The sequence below is a fragment of the Bartonella sp. AP88XZML genome (assembly GCF_042195565.1).
Taxonomy (GTDB): Bacteria; Pseudomonadota; Alphaproteobacteria; order Rhizobiales; family Rhizobiaceae; genus Bartonella.
Map to the genome: position 1 here is coordinate 46,910 of NZ_JBHIOQ010000059.1, position 21,382 is coordinate 68,291.

General features: G+C 38.4%; 14 protein-coding genes, 1 pseudogene and 1 riboswitch. Of the genes and pseudogenes, 8 read left to right on the forward strand and 7 right to left on the reverse strand.

Going from position 1 to position 21,382, the window contains the following annotated elements; translation table 11 throughout:
- Nucleotides 1-989: 989 nt before the first annotated feature.
- Together ACFIK2_RS07250 and ACFIK2_RS07255 are read right to left on the reverse strand one after the other, a co-directional pair.
- Nucleotides 990-1,196, reverse strand: coding sequence for a Trm112 family protein (locus tag ACFIK2_RS07250; protein ID WP_273791466.1), 207 nt, complete (start codon nt 1,194-1,196; stop codon nt 990-992).
- Between the two features lie 13 nt (nt 1,197-1,209).
- The gene (locus ACFIK2_RS07255; RefSeq protein ID WP_375677087.1) at nt 1,210-1,872 is read right to left on the reverse strand and encodes an LON peptidase substrate-binding domain-containing protein; all 663 of its coding nucleotides are present in this window, start codon (nt 1,870-1,872) and stop codon (nt 1,210-1,212) included.
- Nucleotides 1,873-2,318: 446 nt separating this feature from the next.
- A riboswitch (glycine riboswitch) is annotated at nt 2,319-2,416 on the forward strand.
- Between the two features lie 136 nt (nt 2,417-2,552).
- Here ACFIK2_RS07255 and gcvT point away from each other — a divergent pair.
- The 3 genes from gcvT to gcvP are packed head-to-tail and all read left to right on the forward strand — an operon-like array spanning nt 2,553 to nt 6,841.
- A complete protein-coding gene (gene gcvT, locus ACFIK2_RS07260; protein ID WP_375633819.1) occupies nt 2,553-3,665 on the forward strand; it encodes a glycine cleavage system aminomethyltransferase GcvT in 1,113 nt (370 codons plus the stop codon).
- A 6-nt stretch (nt 3,666-3,671) separates the two neighbouring features.
- Complete coding sequence (gcvH, locus tag ACFIK2_RS07265; protein ID WP_375633818.1) at nt 3,672-4,040, forward strand: glycine cleavage system protein GcvH; 369 nt, start codon at nt 3,672-3,674, stop codon at nt 4,038-4,040.
- Nucleotides 4,041-4,045: 5 nt separating this feature from the next.
- On the forward strand, nt 4,046-6,841 hold the full coding sequence (gene gcvP / locus ACFIK2_RS07270; protein ID WP_375633826.1) for an aminomethyl-transferring glycine dehydrogenase: 2,796 nt from the start codon (nt 4,046-4,048) through the stop codon (nt 6,839-6,841).
- Nucleotides 6,842-8,382: 1,541 nt separating this feature from the next.
- On the opposite strand, the gene alr is transcribed toward gcvP, so the two are convergent.
- Complete coding sequence (gene alr, locus ACFIK2_RS07275; protein ID WP_375633817.1) at nt 8,383-9,498, reverse strand: alanine racemase; 1,116 nt, start codon at nt 9,496-9,498, stop codon at nt 8,383-8,385.
- Between the two features lie 805 nt (nt 9,499-10,303).
- Between alr and ACFIK2_RS07280 the strand changes: the two genes are divergently transcribed.
- Entirely contained in the window at nt 10,304-11,131 is an 828-nt protein-coding gene (locus ACFIK2_RS07280; protein ID WP_375633816.1) for a ferredoxin--NADP reductase, read from the forward strand.
- A gap of 18 nt (nt 11,132-11,149) precedes the next feature.
- Nucleotides 11,150-11,577, forward strand: a pseudogene (locus tag ACFIK2_RS07285) (ferredoxin--NADP reductase); the annotation flags it as partial.
- A 2-nt stretch (nt 11,578-11,579) separates the two neighbouring features.
- On the opposite strand, the gene eda reads toward ACFIK2_RS07285, so the two are convergent.
- Complete coding sequence (gene eda / locus ACFIK2_RS07290; protein ID WP_375633815.1) at nt 11,580-12,245, reverse strand: bifunctional 4-hydroxy-2-oxoglutarate aldolase/2-dehydro-3-deoxy-phosphogluconate aldolase; 666 nt, start codon at nt 12,243-12,245, stop codon at nt 11,580-11,582.
- Between the two features lie 115 nt (nt 12,246-12,360).
- Here eda and ACFIK2_RS07295 point away from each other — a divergent pair, with 115 nt between their 5' ends.
- The 3 genes from ACFIK2_RS07295 (at nt 12,361) to ACFIK2_RS07305 (ending at nt 16,771) form a co-directional block, all read left to right on the forward strand.
- The gene (locus tag ACFIK2_RS07295) at nt 12,361-13,278 is read left to right on the forward strand and encodes a rhodanese-related sulfurtransferase (protein WP_375677088.1); all 918 of its coding nucleotides are present in this window, start codon (nt 12,361-12,363) and stop codon (nt 13,276-13,278) included.
- Nucleotides 13,279-14,977: 1,699 nt separating this feature from the next.
- Nucleotides 14,978-16,111 carry a type III PLP-dependent enzyme gene (locus ACFIK2_RS07300; protein ID WP_375677089.1) on the forward strand — a complete coding sequence of 378 codons (1,134 nt, stop codon included), beginning with the start codon at nt 14,978-14,980 and terminating at the stop codon, nt 16,109-16,111.
- A gap of 75 nt (nt 16,112-16,186) precedes the next feature.
- Complete coding sequence (locus tag ACFIK2_RS07305) at nt 16,187-16,771, forward strand: GNAT family N-acetyltransferase (RefSeq protein WP_375612299.1); 585 nt, start codon at nt 16,187-16,189, stop codon at nt 16,769-16,771.
- 1,071 nt (nt 16,772-17,842) lie between these two features.
- Here ACFIK2_RS07305 and ACFIK2_RS07310 read toward each other — a convergent pair.
- From ACFIK2_RS07310 to ACFIK2_RS07320, 3 genes are all read right to left on the reverse strand, one after another.
- Nucleotides 17,843-19,414 (reverse strand): DHA2 family efflux MFS transporter permease subunit, encoded by a 1,572-nt coding sequence (locus tag ACFIK2_RS07310; RefSeq protein ID WP_375634787.1) that lies wholly within the window; start codon nt 19,412-19,414, stop codon nt 17,843-17,845.
- Nucleotides 19,415-19,438: 24 nt separating this feature from the next.
- A complete protein-coding gene (locus tag ACFIK2_RS07315; RefSeq protein WP_375633811.1) occupies nt 19,439-20,533 on the reverse strand; it encodes an HlyD family secretion protein in 1,095 nt (364 codons plus the stop codon).
- Nucleotides 20,534-20,706: 173 nt separating this feature from the next.
- Nucleotides 20,707-21,099, reverse strand: coding sequence for a Fur family transcriptional regulator (locus tag ACFIK2_RS07320; RefSeq protein WP_375612302.1), 393 nt, complete (start codon nt 21,097-21,099; stop codon nt 20,707-20,709).
- Nucleotides 21,100-21,382: the final 283 nt, after the last annotated feature.

The following is a 21,382-nucleotide window of genomic DNA, read 5'->3' on the forward strand; positions in this document are numbered from 1 at the left end:
AAAACGCAAGTTTCATTCATAAGGGAATTATTTTCAATCGTCAATCGAAATTCAATTTGCTTATTGCAAGCAAATAAAGTGCATTTTTTAGTCTATAGAGTTTATAGAAATATCTTTAAAGTGTGGATATCCAGTCTGTACTTACTACTCCCACCGCTACTCCCACCGGTCGCAAGCGCCCTCGCATTGGCATTCCGGGGGCTGGAAGTGCTGAAACCGAGTCAGCCTCTTGCTTTTAGTGCTTAAAGTACTTGGACATAACAAGAATCTCCGGAACTCAGAGATGTCTGCAAAGCGGGTTCATTTTTCGTGTTTGAGTTTTTCGGGCATCTAGGACCTATTGATCGTTGCGTATATAACCAAAACACAAGTTTCATTCATAAGGAAATTATTTTCAATCGTCAATTGAAATTCAAATTGCTTATTCCAAGCAAATAAAGCGTATTTTTTAGCCTATAAAGCTTATAGGAATGTCATAAAAACATAAATGTCCAGTTGTACTTATGTTCCCCTCCTGATTTAGTGTAAGTGCTTTTATATTGTACTTTCGCGATAGATCAACAAATTGATTTGTTATGATAAATCATTCTTTTTAACTAAAAATACAAAGCGGAATATCTTAAAACCTCTCATCACAAATCTTTTCATGTTGGATTAATTAAAATCGCTTGCTTGTACATCATAAGCGGGTGGGCCGTGTGGGTAAAAACAAGGGCTGTTTGAATCCTTTTTTCAGTTATTTTTATTCAGATATTTGTGTTGTGCAAGCGAATGTTTTTTATTGCTTCAGAATGAATAGACTGAAACGAGAAAAGCTGTGCTATTTGGGGCTTTGATTGCAAGGGGTAAAGCGATATAAATATCTTTTAAATCAGTGTATTTCTCTATTGTAAAATGCCTTTTCTCAGAATACGTGAATATTGAGAGACCATATGGATATAGAGGTTTGATAACAGTGGGCTTGTAGAAGGAAATTGCATGAGGATTTTTTATTTTTTATGCGTTATTTCTTCATTGTTTTGCAAAGGGCGCGCTTCTGAGGCAAGCATAATGGGAACGCCATCACGAATAGGATAGGCAAGTTTGGCTTTGAGAGAAATGAGCTCTTGTGTTTTTCGGTTGAAAGAGAGCGTGCCTTTCGTCATTGGGCAGACGAGCAATTCGAGCATTTTGGGATCTGTGGTCATTTTTTTCATGTTTGGACATTCATTAGTTTAAGCGGTAATCTGTTCCTGTTTGTTTCATGAGCGAGCGTTCTGTTAATGCAAGAAGAGTTTGGGCACGGCTTTCGATATCTGGAGCTTCAAGGAGAGCTTGTTTTTCTGCTGGTGTAAAGGGGATAAGAGCTGAAAAAGCATTAACCAATATAGGTGTAGGGGCTTCTATGATGCTGCTCCAATTATATTCCATTTCATGTATGGTTAGATATTTTTCTACAACGTCGAGTAAGTTCTCTCGGTTAATGCTTTCTTCAATATCAAATTCTTGCAAGTCTTTTATGTTTGATTGGATGAGAGCTGTTCGATAGGATTTTGTGTTTTTCAATTCTTGTTCTAAAGTGAAGCGGCAAACACCTTGTAAGATAATGAACAGTTGTCCATTTCCTGTTTCACTGTAGTTTGTAATGCGCCCTATACAGCCTGTTTTATAAAGTTGTGTAGAGAAGCGATCTGTATCCGATGAAAGTGGTTGAATAATGCCCAATAGGCGATCAGTTACCATAACATTTTCAATCATTTCAAGTGATTCTTGTTCAAAAATATTGAGTGATAAAAAACCACCGGGTAGTAAGAGTGCACCTTCTAAAGGAAAAAGAGCAATTTGTTTTGGAAGATCATTTTCGCAATTGTAAGAGATATTACCAGCTTTCATGAGTATTTTGTCACCTTTGTTCGGTAGTTTTAGTCTGTAAATAGTCGCTATTTATGACACTATTGAGAAAGCAGAAAACCTACTTCTTGTGCATTAAAATCATACTTATAAAATATTTGAAGTCCTTATTCTCAAAAAGAATATGAAACCCTATTTTTAAGGTTGAACTGCGCGCGAAAGAATATTGCTTTGCGATCTTTTTAGTGTGTGACGTTTTGTATGATTTTCAAGAGGTATTTTTGTTTATAGCTTTTGATTTTTGTCTTAAATTTCCTAAAATGTGTTCCTTGCAATTTTTGTAAGGTTCAAAAGGATAATATTATAAATCTTTTGAAGCAGCTTATGCAAGTTTTAAAATGAGAACATTTTCATCACTTTACTAATGACAGTATGATAAAGATAGGCTATAGGTTTAAATATGCTGGAAAGAGCGTTATCGTTTCTTTCATTCTTTTGCGGGAGAGTGCAGATTGCAAATTTTCGCATTGCCGCCGAAGGGGAAATAGCCCATAATCTCTCAGGCTTTAAGGACCGTAAAAGGAAGAAGGCAGATCTGGAAAGTCGGGAAAACCCGCGCCGAAGGTGTAAGCGAAAGATCTTTTCGCGAGTCTCTCAGGTTGATGACAGAGGGGGCAGAGACGACCATATTCTATGGGCGTTAGCGCAGCTTTGGAGTTATTATGGGCACAGCACAAGAAACATCTTTTTTAAAAACACTTCCTTTATATGATTTGCATGAAAAAGCAGGAGCAAAATTTGGTTCTTTTGCGGGTTGGAACATGCCTTTAACTTATCCTCTTGGCGTTTTAAAAGAGCATCTTCATACGCGTGCACATGCAGGACTTTTTGATATTTCTCATATGAAATTGATTGCGGTTGAAGGGGCACAAGCTGTGGAATTTTTGTCCTATGCTTTTCCCATTGATGCAGCAGCTTTAAAGATTGGGCATTCACGGTATAATTATTTGCTTAATGAGCAGGCTGGTATTCTTGATGATCTTATTATTACCCGTTTGGAAGAGGGTCGTTTTATGTTGGTCGCCAATGCTGGGAATGCACAGGCTGATTTTTTAGAATTGGAAAAGCGTGCGGTTGATTTTGAATGTCAAGTGATTGCCCTTGAAAGGGTATTGCTTGCGCTTCAAGGTCCTGAAGCGGCAGCCGTTCTTGCTGATGCCGATTTACCAGGGAATGAATTGTTCTTTATGCAAGGATTCGAACCACAACAGGATTGGTTTATAACGCGTTCTGGTTATACGGGAGAGGATGGTTTTGAAATTGCTTTGCCTATAGGGCATGCGCATATGTTGGCTGAAAAATTGCTGAGTGATTCTCGTGTTGAGTGGATTGGACTTGCAGCACGCGATAGCTTGCGGTTGGAAGCGGGGCTGTGTTTGCATGGAAATGATATTACCCCTGATACGACACCTATTGATGCGGCTCTAACATGGGCTGTTCCTAAAAATGTTCGAGAAAAAGCACAATTTTATGGTGCAAAGGCTTTTCTTGAAGCACTGCAAAAAGGACCGGCTCGTTGTCGTGTTGGATTAAAACCGCAAACGCGCCAACCTATTCGTGCCGGTGCGCTGCTTCTTGATGATCAAGGTAATGAGATTGGCATTGTAACATCAGGTGGTTTTGGTCCTTCTTTTGATGGTCCTGTCGCGATGGGTTACGTTCCTGTTGATTTTAAAGTTGAAGGGACACAAGTCTTTACAGAACTGCGAGGCAAAAAGATTGTATTATCAGTTCATTCTCTTCCCTTTGTTGAACAACGTTATTTTAAAGGATGATTTTTTATGTCTAAAACTTATTTTACACATGACCATGAATGGCTTAGCGTTGAAGGGCAAGTGGTGATTGTTGGGGTTACGCATTATGCGCAAGAGCAATTAGGGGATTTGGTTTTTGTTGATTTACCACAAAGTGGAACAAAACTTTCCAAAGGAGAGGCGGCGGCTGTTGTAGAATCAGTGAAGGCGGCTTCAGATGTTTATGCTCCTCTTGATGGTGAAGTGGTCGAAATAAATGAAGCCTTGGCTGATAATCCTGAATTGGTAAATCAGAAAGCCGAAACAGAAGGCTGGTTATGGAAAATGACATTGCAGGATGAGACACAACTGGAGGGGTTGTTAGATAAAGATGCTTATAAGGCTTTGATTGGATGAGTACTATGATCGAGCGTTCTTTTTCTTCTCGACATATTGGGCTGCGTCCTGATGAAACACAAAAAATGCTTGATGTTTTAGAGCTTGATTGTGTTGATACACTCATTTCTCAAGCTGTTCCACACTCTATCCATTTGGGACGTTCATTGAATCTTCCAGAGGCTGCTAGTGAAGGACAAGCCTTGGAAGAACTCTCCAAGATGATGGAGCGTAACCATGTGCACAAAAGTTTTATTGGGCAAGGATATCATGGAACTTATGTGCCTCCGGTTATTTTACGAAATCTGTTTGAAAATCCTGCTTGGTATACTGCTTATACGCCTTATCAAGCAGAAATTAGCCAGGGTCGTTTAGAGCTTTTATTTTATTTTCAGACATTGGTTAGTGAACTAACAGGTTTGCCTGTTTCTGCTGCTTCCCTTCTTGATGAAGCAACTGCTTTAGCTGAAGCCAATGCCCTTGCTTTTCGCTTTTTCCGTGAGAAAAAAACAAAAATTTCTCTTCAGAGTCTTTTACACCCTCAGACTTTGAGTGTTGCGCAAACGCGTGCTGAAACACAAGGGATTCAGATTAGCCAAAATGGCGAAATTGATTCTGATACAGCGGCAATTGTTTTATCTTGGCCAGATACAAAAGGTTCTTTTCATGATTACAGTGAGATCATAAAAGAGGCAAAGGAAAAGGGAGCTTTAGTTATCGTTGTAGCTGATCCTTTAGCGCTTACCCTTCAGGAGCCACCTTCTCAATGGGGGGCAGATATCGTTGTTGGCTCTATGCAGCGTTATGGCGTTCCGATGGGATTTGGTGGTCCACATGCTGGTTACCTTGCCGTGAGTGATGCGTTAACGCGTCTTATTCCAGGGCGTATTGTTGGTCAATCCGTGGATACCAAAGGACGCGTTGGTTTTCGTTTAGCTTTGCAAACACGTGAACAACATATTCGGCGCGATAAAGCGACGTCAAATATTTGTACAGCGCAGGCTTTGTTGGCTAATATGGCAACCGCTTATGCTGTTTGGCATGGGCCAAAAGGCTTACAAGAAATTGCGCAGCGAATTCATCATTTAACATGTCGTTTTGTTGCTGGTTTAGAAGCAGCAGGAGTTCATGTTGAAGGGAAAAGCTTTTTTGATTGTGTGAGTATTTCTGTTAAGGGAAAAGCGCGAGAAATTGCGCATCAAGCCAAAATAGGTGGGCGCCTTATTCGTGTTCTCGATGATGACACTATTGCAATCAATTTTGATGAATTATCGACAGAAGAAGATGCTGGTGCTTTAGCGCAGCTTTTTGGGGCAAAATTAGGCGATCAGGTTTCTCCACGACTCTTTGGAAAAAAACGGGATGCTGCTTTTCTTTCTCAGCCTTTTTTTCATGCGGTTCATTCAGAGACAGATATGATGCGCTTTTTGCGTCGTTTGGCGGATAAGGATTTGGCGCTGGATCGCGCTATGATCCCTCTTGGTTCTTGTACAATGAAGCTTAATGCCGCGGCTGAATTAATGCCTGTAAGTTGGGCTAGCATGGCCAATATACACCCCTTTGTTTCACAAGAGGATGCAGCGGGTTATTTGGAGATGATAAACCAGTTAAATGCGTGGTTGTGCGAAATTACAGGATTTGCGCAAGTTTCTTTTCAGCCAAATTCTGGTGCTCAAAGTGAATATGCTGGGCTTTTGGCTATCCGACGATATTACCAATCACGGAGAGAACATCAACGTACAGTTTGTCTTATTCCTGCATCTGCGCATGGTACCAATCCAGCCTCGGCCCATATGGCAGGGATGGAAGTCGTTGTGGTAAAATGTTTAAGCGATGGTGATGTTGATGTAGACGATCTCAAGATGAAAGCGCAATTGCATAAAGATAAATTGGCCGCTCTCATGATTACTTATCCTTCAACCCATGGTGTTTATGAAGAAAGTATTAAGGAAATTTGTTCTATTATTCATGAAAATGGCGGACAAGTTTATTTTGATGGTGCTAATCTCAATGCCCTTGTTGGTCTTGCTCGTCCTGCGGATATTGGCGCTGATGTTTGTCATATGAATCTTCATAAAACATTTGCTATTCCTCATGGTGGTGGTGGTCCTGGTATGGGACCAATTGGAGTTGCAGCGCATCTCAAACCATTCTTACCAGGTCATGAACAAGATGGGACAACACATGCGGTTTCGGCTGCTCCTTATGGAAGTGCGTCTATTCTTGCGATTACATGGATGTATATTCGAATGATGGGGGCTGATGGCTTAAAATATGCAACACAAATAGCCATTTTAAATGCCAATTATATTGCTGCACGTCTTTCAGCTGCTTATTCCATTCTTTATCGGGGCAAGCATGGACGTGTTGCGCACGAATGTATTGTGGATACACGCGTGTTGAAAGAGCAGTATGGGGTGAGTGTTGATGATATTGCAAAACGTCTCATTGATTATGGATTCCATGCGCCCACGATGTCGTTTCCTGTTCCGGGAACTTTGATGATTGAGCCAACGGAATCGGAACCAAAAGCAGAGATTGATCGTTTTTGTGATGCTTTACTCTCTATTGCTGAAGAAGCTAAGAAAGTTGGTAGCGGGGTTTGGCCAAAAGACAATAATCCATTGGTGAATGCCCCTCATACAGTGGCAGATACTTTAGATGATGCTTGGGCACGACCCTATTCGCGACAAGAAGCTGCTTTTCCCAACAGTTTTCTTGATCCAGCCAATAAATATTGGCCTCCTGTATCGCGTATTGATAATGTTGCGGGAGACAGAATGCTCATTTGTTCGTGCCCGCCATTGGGAAATACCTATTAAATAACAAATATGTATTTAATTTGTTTATTTGCATAAACAAAAAAGCCCACACATTTTGTGTGGGTTTTATGCTTGTTGATCATGTTACTATGGAATTATTTGTCTATTTTCTAGAATTTTGCATTGTTTTTTTATAACATGAGCAAAATCAAAAAAGTCGACAAAAAGCTGTGTTTTGTCGGCAATAGGCATGCTCTCCTTTGCCTTCTACCGTATGGCATGGTTTTAGTGACTAGGCGGCATCGGTCTCGCCAGCTAGTTCACGTAAACGAGAGCGAAACCTACGGGGGATAGGGTCACGTCTGTTGCATGTGTTGTGATATACTCCTTCTCACTAGGGTGACGACGACCGGTTGTAGAAAGAATAAAATCAATTTTAGTGTTTTTGATGATAAAGACACGCGAAACTCTGTTGTTGCATCTTTTCGAGTCAAGAATTGTCTAAATATTTCTCTTTAATCTGCTTTTTGTAAATATGACGCAAAAATATGTAAAAACACCTGTTAGAATGAGCAAACGCAAAGCCAAATGTATTATGGGTGTTTTTTACAAGGTGTCTTATAAAAAGCCGGCACATCTTTCCACTTCATTGCAAGTCAGTTTGTAACTTTACAGCGCTGTTTTTCTAAGAGCTCGTGTGCTTTAGCTGTTGCCTGTAAATCAACATCCAAACTTAACGCAGCCACATGTTTTGAGTCAGAGATTGAGAAAAAAAGAGCTTTATGAGTAGTTCCAGCTTTTGTCTGTCAGATGAGGGCGAGGGGATTGCGTATTTCTGTTGACGTAACCTTTGAAACTGGAAGACAATCTCATTTTGGGAAAATGTAAAGCCGTAAAGGTAAAACTCAATCCTCAGTTTGTCATCTCCTTTTAATTCAGCTTTGCGGCTTTCAAAAGCATTTAAAGCAATGTTTTTTTAATAATGGGGATTGCACATTGCTCCACACTTTTATTTATTGTGTTTTTTAATGGGGGCACGACCCTCATGTAAAACAGAACGCTCCAAAAAGAATATACTTGGGTTGTTAATTCACATGTTTGTTTTAAAGAGATATTTCGCTCCTAATCCCATTTCGCGACGGCGCTTGTGAATGGTGTAAGGGTAAATCTATTGATCCCCCAATCTTTACGCTTCATAACGGAGTAAGCCGGCACTATCCATACACTTTGCCAGCGCCTAATGTTATAGCTCTTGGCACTATGGTTCATAAGAGGCATTATTCTTTTCTTAAATCATTTTTATCTACACATAGTCCAGCTTGTGGTATGCAAGCGAATGATTTTAATTGGGAAATTAATTTTAAAAACTTTGTAGTAGATTCTTTTTTGTCAATTTATGGGGAAAGGCTAAGTTTTTGTATTTTAGATGAAAGCTACTTCCATAAAACAGTCCATTAACTTGTCTGTTTTGAGATTTCTGTGAATGTACGGTATCTATGACCATTCTATGTGGTTGATTGTTGTAAAATCTTTTGTAAAAGCCCCTCAATTTTCTAAAATGATGATTTTTATCAATTTATTTCTTTATGGCTAAAGAGTTTTTATGTGTAAATGTATTTATAGCGGGAGCCAAGAGATGTTAGAATTTCATTGGGGAGGGTATCGGCATCTATAGATACTTTTTCAAGTGTTTGATGGCGACCAATGAGCTCTACCCAGTCACCAGTTTGAGGTTTTTGTTCAAGATCGGTCGTATCTACAATAATGGAATCCATAGAAACCCGCCCAACCATGGGAAGTTTGTGCCCGTTGAAATAAACAGTTCCTTTATTCGAAAGAGCACGGAGCCAGCCGTCTGCGTAGCCTATAGAAATGGTTGCAAGAGTGCTTGGTCTGTTGGTTATAAAGCTTTCTGCATAACCAACAGGTGCTCCTATATCAACAACGCGGCTTTGAATGACTTGGGCTTCAAGTTTTAAAACAGGTTTCAGAGGTGATGGGTGTTTTCCCCGCGGATCAACTCCGTAAAGTGCAATGCCTGGACGAACAAGATCAAAATAAAAATCTGATCCTAGAAAGATACCTCCAGAATTGGCAAAGGAAACTTTGCAAGCAGGCAATTGCGCAAGGATAGTTTTGAAAGAAGTCAATTGGGCATAATTTGATGGGTGGGTATCATCTTCTCCGTTAGAAAGATGACTAAGAATATATTTTATTTCTGCTTTTTCGAAAATTGTAGGGTGTTTGATGAGTTTTTGTAACTCTTTTTGATCCAGTCCTAATCGGTTCATATGGGTATCGATTTGAACAATTGCTGGAAATTTTTTATCTTTTTTTTGACAAATTTTTTGCCAATTTTCAATGGCATTCCAAGAGTTTAGAACAGGAACAATACCAGATTGTGCGACAAACTCTTCTGCTAAGTGTGGAAGTCCATTCAGAAGGGCAATCGTGACATTTGATGGTAAAATGCTTTTTAATTGGAGTGCTTCTCTGATTTGTGCGACAAAAAAAGTGCGACAACCAGCTTGATAAAGGGCAGGAGCAATTTTGTGAGCTCCTAATCCATAGGCATTTGCTTTTACAACTGCTGAACATTGTGTTGGAGCTACACGTTTGGCTAAAGTGATATAATTGGCAACAATGGCACTGACATCGATGGTTGCTACAGCTGTATAGAGTGATGTATTTATTTCATCATTAACGGATTTGTTCATTTTAAAAGCTTATCTGTGTTCGTGAAATACGGAGTTTTTTTGGTTGTTTCATTGAGGTTCTTTACGATATAGGGGAAAGACACTATTTGCTATGGTCAAAATCATAAGAAGCCTATGCTGCCATTAAAGTCATTTTTTATGTAAAATGGTACTCTGGATATAAGAGATAGTTTAGTTTTATTTGTGTTGTTATCAACATGGTATCTTCTAATGATTTGTAAAACATAGACTTTTTTACTTATTTGCCCTCGTTTAGGCATATAAAAAAATAAACATAATTTATTGTATTGTATCATTTTGAAGAGTGCAATGTTAGACTATTATTGCTGGTGTGATTGTTTTGATTAAATATTGCATTGGCTTCTTATTTAGAGAAGGTAAAATGATTAAATTAACCACGTTAAATCAATGCATTACAAGTTTTCTACCATGAGAGGGAAGATCACTCATCTGTGCAATTTTGGATGTTGTCTCATGCACTTAAAATTATTTTTATTGAATAGAAAACAGTGTAAACACTTTTTGATACATTAAAACTGTTGATTTAGAAAACTCGTTGATTTGGATATTATTTGTTTTCAAGATGGATTGGGTATCCAGTATTTACTTTCTAGTCTTTGATTGGTTTTAAGTGAAATCAATTTTATCGCTTATAGAGTGCACTAGACTCATTTATTTAATTTTGACATAAAAGTGTTAACCTTGAGGTTTTTGTGTTGAGAAAATTGTTGGCAGATGGTTGTGCAAGTACTATATCACGTCAAAGATTCGAAATTTAACGTTCAATAAAGATATGGGGAAGAGTATGAATACGTCTGCTACCAATGTTCCGTCAAGCATCAGCAGCGTTGCAAATTTTCCGATTCCTGAGAATGTGTTCGCCCTTACTGTCCAAGAGGTTTGTCATTATACAGATCGGTTATTTAAATTCCGTCTGAATCGTCCGGAAAGTTTTCGTTTTCGTTCGGGTGAGTTTGTTATGATCGGTTTGCCAAATGCAGAAAAGCCGATTTATCGTGCTTATTCGATTGCAAGTCCCTTTTGGGATGAACAGCTTGAGTTTTTTTCGATAAAAGTTCCAGGGGGACCTTTAACCGAGCATCTCCAAAAAATTAAAATTGGTGATACAGTTCTCATGCGTAAAAAATCTACAGGAACGCTGGTGCTTGATGCTCTTATTCCTGGAAAACGTCTTTATCTTCTTTCAACTGGGACGGGGATTGCTCCTTTTGCAAGCCTTATTCGTGATCCTGAAGCTTATGAAAAATTTGCAGAAGTTGTCCTTATTCAAACAACGCGCGAAAAAAATGAGTTAATTTATGCAAAAGATCTTGTTTCCTCTTTGCAACAAGATCCACTCATTGGAGAGTATGCACAACAGTTGAGATTTTATCCTATGACTACTCGTGAAGCTTCTGAGCATATGGGCCGTATTACGACTGTTATGGAAAGTGGGGACTTTTTTGAAACAACAGGACTTCCTAAGATTCATCCTGATGAGGATCGGGTGATGATTTGTGGTTCCATGGCTATGTTAAAAGATTGCGCAAGGATGTGTGAAAGCTTTGGTCTTGTTGAAGGGGCCAATAATGCTCCTGCTACTTATGTTGTAGAGCGCGCTTTTGTGGAGTAATGAGTGGGAAAGTTGATGCTTTATCTTCTTTCAAACCGGTACGTGTTTTTTTCTTTTGCAAGCTTTATTCGTGAGCCTGACATTTATGAAAAATTTTCAGAAGTTGTTCTTATTTAAATAACGCGCGAAAAGAATGAGTCAATTTGTGCAAAAGATCTTGTTTCCTTTTTGCAATAAGATCCACTCATTGTGGGGCATATGCACAACAGTTGAAATTTTATCCTATGACCACTCGTGAGCTTTCTGAGCATATGGGGCGTATTACGACTGTTATGGAGAGTGGGTGCTTTTTTGAAACAAGCGGCTTTGAAACAATAGCACTTCCCCAAATTCATCTCGATGAAGATTGGGTGATGATTTGTGTTTCCATGGCAATGTTAAAAGGTTGCGCAAGAATGTGTGAAAGCTTTGGTCTTGTTGAAGGGACTGATATTCTTGCACTTTAACATTATATTGTAGAAAGAGCTTTTTTCGAGGGAGAGGGAAGTTGTGATGCGGTATATGCTAATGCAGTAATCGAATCCCAATCACTTATGGCAATAAGTTTTTGGGGCGCTATCCAAGAACCTCCAACGCAGAAGACATTGGGCAGTTGGAGCCATTGTGGTGCACTTTTTTGTGTAATACCGCCTGTTGGGCAAAACCAGATATCAGAGAAGGGAGATGCTAAAGCTTCGATGAAGGAAATACCTCCAGCAGCTTCAGCAGGGAAAAATTTAAGATATGAATAGCCTTTGTTTAATGCTTGCATGAGTTCACTTGGGGTCATTGCAGCGGGAAGAAGGGGAATTTCACTATTTTTTGCACAATTGATTAGTTCATTGGATAATCCGGGGCTTACAATAAACTTGGCTCCAGCTTGTTCGGCTTTTTCGTAATGTGTTGTGTTGAGAATTGTGCCGGCTCCAACAATTGCTTCAGGGACTTCTTGTGTGATTTTCTGAATTGCTTTGAGGGCATTTGGTGTTCGCAAGGTGATCTCAATTGTTTTTAATCCACCTTTGACAAGAGCGCGTGTTAAGGGTACAGCACTTTGTAGATTGTCAATGAGTAAAATAGGTATGACAGTTTGTCCTTGGAGATATAATAAAAGCTTTTTTCTTTTTTGGCACATGATATTTTTTCTTCTTGGAGATGATATTATTTGTATCGTTTGATTAAGCACAATATGTTAAAGAGTACATGAATAAATCTTGAAATTGAATGAAACGCGCGTTATGGCAAAACACATGGAAAAGAATTTTAAAGTTGCTGCACTTTATTGCTTTGCAGATTTGAAGCATTATCATCAATTACAAAAACCTTTGCAGGATTTATGTCAAGCAAAGGATATCAAAGGCACTCTGCTTTTAGCACAAGAGGGCATTAATGGAACAGTTGCTGGTTCTTGTGATGCGATTGAGGCATTGGTGGGTTTTATTACGGCTGAGCCAGCGTTTCAAACGCCGGAGATTAAATATTCATGGGCATCAAAAATGCCTTTTCATCGCATGAAAGTGCGGTTGAAAAAAGAGATTGTGACAATGGGGGTTGAAGGGGTTGATCCGCTAAAAGTTGTTGGTACTTATGTCGATCCTGAAGATTGGAATGCTCTTATTCAAGATGAAGAGACAATTTTAATCGATACACGGAATGACTATGAATATGCGATAGGGAGTTTTCAAGGAGCGATTGATCCGCAGATTAAAACATTTCGCGAATTTCCTGAATGGGTGCGTAAACATGAGGCTGAGTTAAAGAAAAAAAAGAAAATTGCTATGTTTTGTACAGGCGGCATTCGGTGTGAAAAATCAACAGCTTATGTTCGTGATCTTGGTTATGAGCAAGTCTACCATCTAAAAGGAGGTATTCTGAAATATTTAGAAAAAATTCCAAAAGAGAAGAGTTTATGGTGGGGTGAGTGTTTTGTTTTTGATGAGCGTGTTTCTGTTCAACATGGTCTTGAAGAATGTGGACGCGAATTATGTCGTGCGTGTCGTTCTCCTCTTAATGCTGAAAGCAAATTATCGCCTCATTATGAGGAAGGTGTTTCCTGTGATGCTTGTTATAACACGCGTAGTGAAGCCGATAGAGAGCGCTTTCGTGAGCGCCATAGGCAATTTCAATTGTTGAAGTTGCGTGCAATTGATTCTCATCAAGGGACATAAGGATATCGCAGTGTAGAGTTTTAAGTTGTAGCGTTTTTCTCTTAAATTTAAGAGAGAAGAGTTTTTTAATATTGGTAGAAAAATATTTTATAAGACCGGATATTATTCGGTCTTTTTGTTTATGTTAAATTATTTGACTTATAAATAATCATTATAGATTGTTCGCTCTCCTTGACTTTATAGGATTGAGTTTTCAGATACTTTTCATTTTAAAATAGAAAAGCCGTTCACCAACAGCGCAGAGGAGGGAGATTTATAGTTTAAGAGAAAAGCGTATGAATAAGATGTGATTAATAAGAGGAGATGAAAAAGCAGATGCTAGGTGGAAAAAATAAAATGATAATAGGAGTTTATGATTTCAGAATTTAATATAATACATTAATTTATAATGATAATTTATTTTCATTTGAATAAAATAGTTCAATATTGTGAACTTTATTGCTTTCAGATTAGATGAGAACGAATCGCGTAAAATTCATTCACTTGTACGTTGCAAATGGGAGCAACGTGTGGACAAAAATCATTTTAGATAAGGTGTTATGAAACATTTCAATGTAGGAGTTTCTGCAATATTGGGAGTTGGCAGATAGAATGGGAGCGTTTGTTTTTAATTTCATAAGTATAAAGAGGGTGAGATGTAGTTGATCTATATCATACAAGCTATATTATACGGGGAATTCTTCATGATATTTTGCTTAAGCGATGTTGTGAAATGAATGTGGAAGTAGGGGTGTTTTTTAGGATGTAAATGAGAAAGATGATGGCGTTTTGTTGGGGGAAGGACACGTTATCTTTAAAGACGATGGTGCTTCAGTCGTTACTATCCTCAGTCTTCAATGTTGGTCATCTTTGCATTTGAGAGGATATATAAGAGGTACTCCTTTTTTCAATTGTTTTTTATTTGTGATGCGCAAAAGAATGATTTTAATTGATTCATTGTAAGAGGGTTGAAATAAGAGGATTTTATAATGGGATTTTTGTTTAAGGGCACAATAATAAATTGTCATTATAAATTAAGTTTTGAATAATTTATTTTGCGTTATTTTCTGCTGCGGATATTAGGAGATAGAATAGGGTAAAGAAACGAGGGGCTTTAAACACAAGACAGTGATTTATGTTGCACGGATAATGTAAGGGGTGTGATCTCATGAAAGCGGATGGATGGCTTTGTCTGGGGGAGAGTGTTGTTTTTTTGCACCATTTTATCTTTAAGAATTAAAAAATGTTTAAAATTAAAAAAATGATTGAAATGAGAAAGGATTCGTTTTATAGGATGCCTTGCCCAAAGTCGCACGTGCCTGTGGGTGTCCGCTGGTTCTCAAATGGTGAGATTAACCGGTACGGTACCTGGAACTAACCGCTCCAGTCATTCTTACAGCCAATTGCAAGAATGAGGACATCTTGAAGCAACGACGGTGCGGGCCTTTCTGGTGTCTTCCAGCTTTTAAATGCTGGGATAACTATAGAGGCACACCTCATTGCCTTCAGTGCGGAAGTGGTTTTCTCAACTCCAATCAAAAAGGCAGATAAAATAGAATAACGCGGCTTCGCGCTGTTCTTTCGCTGCATGCAATGCTAATTTCTGATTTTTTGTAATCAGAATGGGGATGGTTGTTGTGTGTTTTTTGTCCTTTAGCTTTTGGCAGCTTTGGCTGTCCAAGCATAGAGTGGGGGAGCTTTCCCTCAAGGAGAATTGCAGATGGCAACGCAACGTATTCGCGATTTTCTTGCAACACATCGTTCTGAAGGTCCATGCTTAATTGTTGACCTTGATGTTGTTCGTGACAACTATTTAAATTTTGAAAAAGCTCTGCCGCAGTCTCGTATTTTTTACGCAATAAAGGCAAATCCAGCTCCTGAAATCTTGCGTTTTCTGAGTTCTTTAGGATCTTCTTTTGATGCGGCTTCTGTTGCAGAAATTGAAATGGCTTTAAAAGCAGGAGCAACGTCAGAGCGTATTTCTTTTGGGAATACGATTAAAAAAGAGCGTGATATTGCACGAGCATATGCATTGGGAGTTTCACTTTATGCCGTTGATTGTGTTGAAGAAGTGGAAAAAATTGCGCGTGTTGCTCCAGGAACACGTGTTTTTTGCCGTGTTCTTACCGATGGCAAAGGTGCAGAGTGGCCATTGTCACGCAAATTCGGTTGTGTTCCAGCTATGGCGGTTGATGTTCTAAGACGGGCACACCAATTGGGTTTGCAAGCCTACGGTGTTTCTTTTCATGTTGGATCTCAGCAGGTTGATCTGAGTGCGTGGGATCGTGCTTTATCGGATGCTTCTACAGTTTTTAAGCGCTTGGAACAAGAAGGTATTTCACTAAGGTTGGTGAATATGGGGGGAGGTTTTCCAACGCGTTATTTGAAAGATGTCCCTACAGAACAAGCTTATGGTACAGCAGTTTTTGATTCATTGAAAAAGCATTTTGGTAATCGTATCCCTGAGACGATTATTGAGCCAGGACGTGCGATGGTTGGCAATGCTGGTGTTATTCGTACAGAAGTTGTTCTAATATCTAAAAAAGCTGATAATGATAATGTACGATGGGTTTATCTTGATATTGGAAAATTTAATGGTCTTGCTGAGACTATGGATGAAGCCATTCGTTATCCTATTGAGACACCTCATGATGATAAGGTAATGGAGCCTTGTATTTTGGCTGGACCAACATGCGATTCGGCAGATGTTCTCTATGAAAAAACACCTTATCCGCTTCCTCTATCCCTAACGATAGGAGATGAAATATTGATTCATGGAACGGGTGCTTACACAACAACTTACGCATCGGTTGCTTTTAATGGTTTTGAGCCTTTACGATCATATGTGATCTGAGGTTTCCTTTTAACTATAGTTTTTTTAGACTTTTTGCTATGCTCGTCATGGCGCTATAAGAGGGCGGTCATTGAGATGAACATGATGAACTTTCAAACAAAAGATGGGGCATGTTTTACACTTTTATTGGAGCAAGAAACCGATAAGCCTTATCGAGAAATTTTGCTTGATTCAACGATGGGGTATGGACGTAAACGTAAATCATCAGAGGCTTTACGTCGTGGTCGGTTAGCTGCTCAAGGACTTTCTTTTGTGGTTAAAAATGCGCTTGGAGAGCTTGTGGGAAGTGTCCGTCTTTGGCATGTTTCTTTTTCTAAAAGAAAAAATAAAACACAACATGCTTTACTTTTGGGCCCCTTGGCTGTTGCATCTGAATGTGCTGGTATGGGAATAGGATCAATTTTAGTCCGCCATGCAATTGAAACAGCAAAAAAATTGGGATATGGCGCCATTTTGCTGGTAGGGGATTTTGAATTTTATCAACGTTTTGGCTTTTCAAATAGTTTAACAGAAAATTTGGCAATGCCTGGTCCTTACGAAAAGCATCGCTTTCAAGCGTTGGAACTGATACCACATTATCTTTCTGGGTGTTATGGCACTTTGGTTCCTAGTGGAGAACGAGAAGTTTCAAATCGTTTTCAGCATCATAAAGTGGCTTGAAGATCGTGTTTATTTTGTTTTTCAACAGCTGGCATTGAGGAGAGCATACTGTTTTGGCTAGAGCCAAAGTATTTAGCGGTACAAAGTTTTTGGGGAGTTGTATTGCGATTTCATTATATGGCTGGTTTCTTATTTTTGATAATTTCAGTTAAGTGAGTAGGAATATATTTTAAGCTCATTTTTTTAAATAGCGTCCTATTTTATAATATTAAAGGAACCGGATTTTTGAGTGGTTTTGTATTCTTTAAAAGCCAGTATCATCATACATTTTCCAGTTTTCAATATCGTTGGTAGATCTTGCATCGAAACGGTTGGATATTTTATTTTTTTCTTAAACAGTTTTTGTTTCTTTGCTTTTTATGTGCAAGGGAATGGTTTTGATTGATTCAATAGAGAGATATTTTGAGAAATTTTATACAATTTTAGCGCTTGTTGAAAGAGAAGGGGCTTAAGAAAGAAAAATATGCAGCAGTAGAATCAAAATTATAGGTATCAGCTTTTTTAAAAGAGTGTAAAAAATAAAATTACATGTTCAAAAGCAGCTTTTTTGAAAAAAATATATAATTACTTTTTTACTATAAAGGTAAATCGTTTTGCAATTAGCATGAGAGGATCAAATACAAAATGATTTTTTCATGTAAAATTTTGCATTCAGAATCAAAAAAACGTTGTCCTACACATTATAAGGGAAATAGGTGCGTGAATAAAAATCACAAGAATCATAAATCTTTTATGAATATTCTTGTAAGACTCAAAAGAGTAAAGGGCCAAGAATCTTTTAATCTTTTGTGCCCTATGGTGATAAATCAAAAATCTTATAGAAATAGCTGCTTTATCTTTATAGTGTGGAGCACGTTAGGTAAGATCTTTGTTTACCGATCATCTAAAACAATTTTTGTATGTGAGAAGTTATTTTAAAAGTGCGTAAAGAGCCTGCATTGAAAAGAATTTTTATCAGAAGAATCATTTAGAATCACATATTTATTTATACTGTCTCTTGAGAAAAGGTAAAGTGCATAGGAAGCGAGGAAAGTGATAAGGATAAAAAATATTTCTCAATTTTAATTAAGCTTAGTGATTTGGTGGTGAATCCATGAGAGGTGGTATTTTTTTGAGAAACATGGTCATAAATGTCAAAACACCAAAGATGATGGTTATGATAAAGAAAATATCACTAAAAGCCATAATCATTGCTTGTATGCGTACCATATTAAACAATTGAGAAAGAGCCAGGGTATAGGAATCAAAGGTTTCTGTTTTGAATAATAAAGTAAGCTTTGAAAGCATTTCAGTTGCTTGTCTGTTTGCGTGGTTAAGTGTTTCGGCTATTCGTTCATAATGGAAATCCGTGCGTTTTGTCATGATAGTGCTGATAATGGCAAGCCCTACAGCACCACCTAGATTCCGTGTGAGATTAAAGAGTCCAGAAGCATTTTGCATTCGTTCTGGTGGGAGTGTTCCCAAGGCAATATTATTAATAGGAACCATACATAACATTACAGAAGCACCACGGAAAACTTGCGGCCAAAAAAGCTGCCAAAAATCCCACTTATCTGTGATAGTGCTTGCCATCCAAGTGCCTATTGCAAAACCAAAAAGTCCTATTGCCATCATTAAACGTGCATCCATTCGTGCTGAAAGGAATCCTGCAAGGGGAGCCGTTAATAACATGACGAATCCTGAAAGAAACAATGTTTCTCCAATCATAAGGGCATCATAATGGCGGATTTGGCTCAAATAGACAGGATAAAGGTACGTGAGTCCATAAAGACCTATCCCCAGTGAAAAGGAAAAAATGGATGCAGCTGAAAAATTGAAATTAGAAAAAGTAGAGAGATCTACAATGGGTTCTTTTGCTGTAAAAGCACGCCAGAAAAACAAGGCGGCAGCAAGAATCATGATAATGAATAAATTCCGAACCAGCCTATCATTCAGCCAATCATGACGTGCGCCTTCTTCTAGTACATACTCTAAAGTTCCTAGAAAAACAGCCATAGAAATGAGCCCCAACCAGTCAAATTTAGCCATGAGAGATGGATTTGCTTTATCAAAATCAATCAATTTCCAAGCGAGAATTGAAATAATAATCCCAAAAGGCACATTAATGAGAAAAAGCCAGTGCCATGATAAGATATGACAAAGATAACCTCCGACCGTTGGACCAATAGTGGGGGCTAATGTTGCGACTAGTCCAACAATAGGGGTAACAATTGGGCGTTTGGAAGGAGGGAAAAGAACATAAGAGGCGACAAAAACGCTTGGGATAATTCCTCCACCAATAAAACCTTGCAATGCACGGTAGATAATCATCTCTCCAATAGATGTTGCTGTTGCACAAAGAACAGAAGTAATCGTAAACCCGATCGCTGATATGGTGAAGAAAATACGTGTTGAAAGCAATCTTCCTAAGAATCCAGAAAGGGGCAACATGATGACTTCAGCGATGAGATAGGAGGTTTGAACCCATGAAATTTCTTCAGAGCTTGCAGAAAGACCAGCTTGAACTTCGGCTAAAGAGGAGGCAACGATTTGTATATCCAAAATCGCCATGAACATGCCAAAGGCCATAACTATGAAAATCACAATGTTACGGATTTCTATGCGCTCTTGAGACTGTATGGGCTTTGGTATTGAAGATGTCATAATAATGAGGTTATTTGCTTGTTATTATAAGAGACTTTTATCTTGTGGTTTTGTACGTGTATCAACTTCTACTGAAACACTCATTCCTGCTCGGATATGTCCGGTCTTTAAGACTTCTTCTGGAATAGAAATACGTACGGGAATGCGTTGGACAATCTTTGTAAAGTTACCGGTAGCGTTTTGTGGAGGAAGAAGAGAAAAAACAGCACCTGTTGCAGGTGAAATAGAAAGCACTGTTCCTGTAAAGACCTGCTTTTTGAAGGCATCAACAGAAATATAAGCCTTTTGTCCTGCATGAATATTTTGCAACTGTGTTTCTTTATAGTTTGCTTCAATATAAAGTGCATGGATGGGGACTAACGCTGCAAGACGTTGGCCATTTACAACAAAATCTCCCGTTTTTGCTGTTAAATTTCCTATGATTCCATCAAATGGCGCGCGTATAATGGTTGAATCAAGATCACGTTGTGCTTTTTCACGCGAAAGTTCTAAACTCTTTGTTTGGCTTTCTGTTTCACTTCGTTGTGCTTCTAGTACTCGGATATTTGCACGTGCTGCAGCGATTTGTGCATCTGCTCTGTTAATATTTGCAATGGCTTGTTCATAAGCTGATTTGGCATCATCGACATCAGATTGAGGAGCATAACGATTGGCTTTCAGTTCTGTTACACGTTTTAAGGTGAGTTGTGCATTGGTTGCTATGGCTGAAGCGGCTGCTTTTTGCGCTTTTGCATCATCTAAAGCACTATGAGCGGCTGTGATTTGTGCATCAATGCGTAGAAGTGTTTTTTTCTGTGTGTCAAGATGCGCTTTTGTTTGATCCAAGGCTATTTGATAATCACCATTGTCTAAGTAAAATAAAACATCGTCCTTTTTTACAACTTGGTTGGCTTTAATGGCAATTTTTGCAATATATCCATTTAATTTAGTCGCAATAGCGGCTATATCTCCTTGTACATAGGCATCTTCAGTGGATAGCATATAACGCCATTGCGTTATCCATTTGTAGCTAAACCAAAGCACAAAGAGTGCAAAGACAATAAGAAGAGCCTTGATTACTTTCTTTTTTTGCGTTTTATTGAAATTTTTGGTTGAAAAAATTGTCTCAGCTACGGACATGATTTTATACTTTCAATATTTATGTTCCAATGAGTATAATAAACCCATCACTAAGATCGGGTGATATACATGCACGGACGATAAGAGCTTTTCAAACAATAAGGCGATCCCTGGTACATAATGCTAAATATATAAACTTGCAAGTTAGAGATCTTGTTTTCAAGTTAGCGGTCTTATTTTATTGCGCATTTTTTACAAAGACCTCGTACTTCTAAGGTGCTTTTATGTGCTTGGAAGTCAACAGCTTGAACCATCTGTTTTAAACTCGATACAATCGTTTGATTTTGTATTTCGTTGACTGTGCCACAGTTTTCGCAAATTATAAACGTTGTAAGTTCATGTTGACAGTTTTCAGGGTGTAAACAGACCATAAAGGCATTTACACTTTCAAGACGATGAATACACTTTAATTGTACGAGTTTTTCTAACGCACGATAAACTTGGAGAGGTGCACGAAAACCTTCTTCGCGTAAGTGATTGAGAATCGCATAAGCACTTAAAGGCCCTTTTGCATTTTTTAAAGTGTTTAAAACCAATGTTTGGTTACGCGTCAGTTTAGATGACATTGACATCTTCCTTTTGCTCTCGTGGAAAAGCATAAAGTGTGTAAGATATTTATGCAATGGTGATTATAGAATATGTACTCTATCTTTAGCCTTTTACATGACATCCTTGCGATATGTAAGAAAAGTTGCAATCGTTGTGAGGGGAGGGGTATTATAATCTGAAAGCCGCTGCTATCGGGCATGAAACTTTTATACGCTTCTTATTTTTCCTATAATTGCTTGTTGCCAATAATGTCTTGAAATAGGATTTTTTGTTCAATATTTTATTGGTATTGTTTTGGGC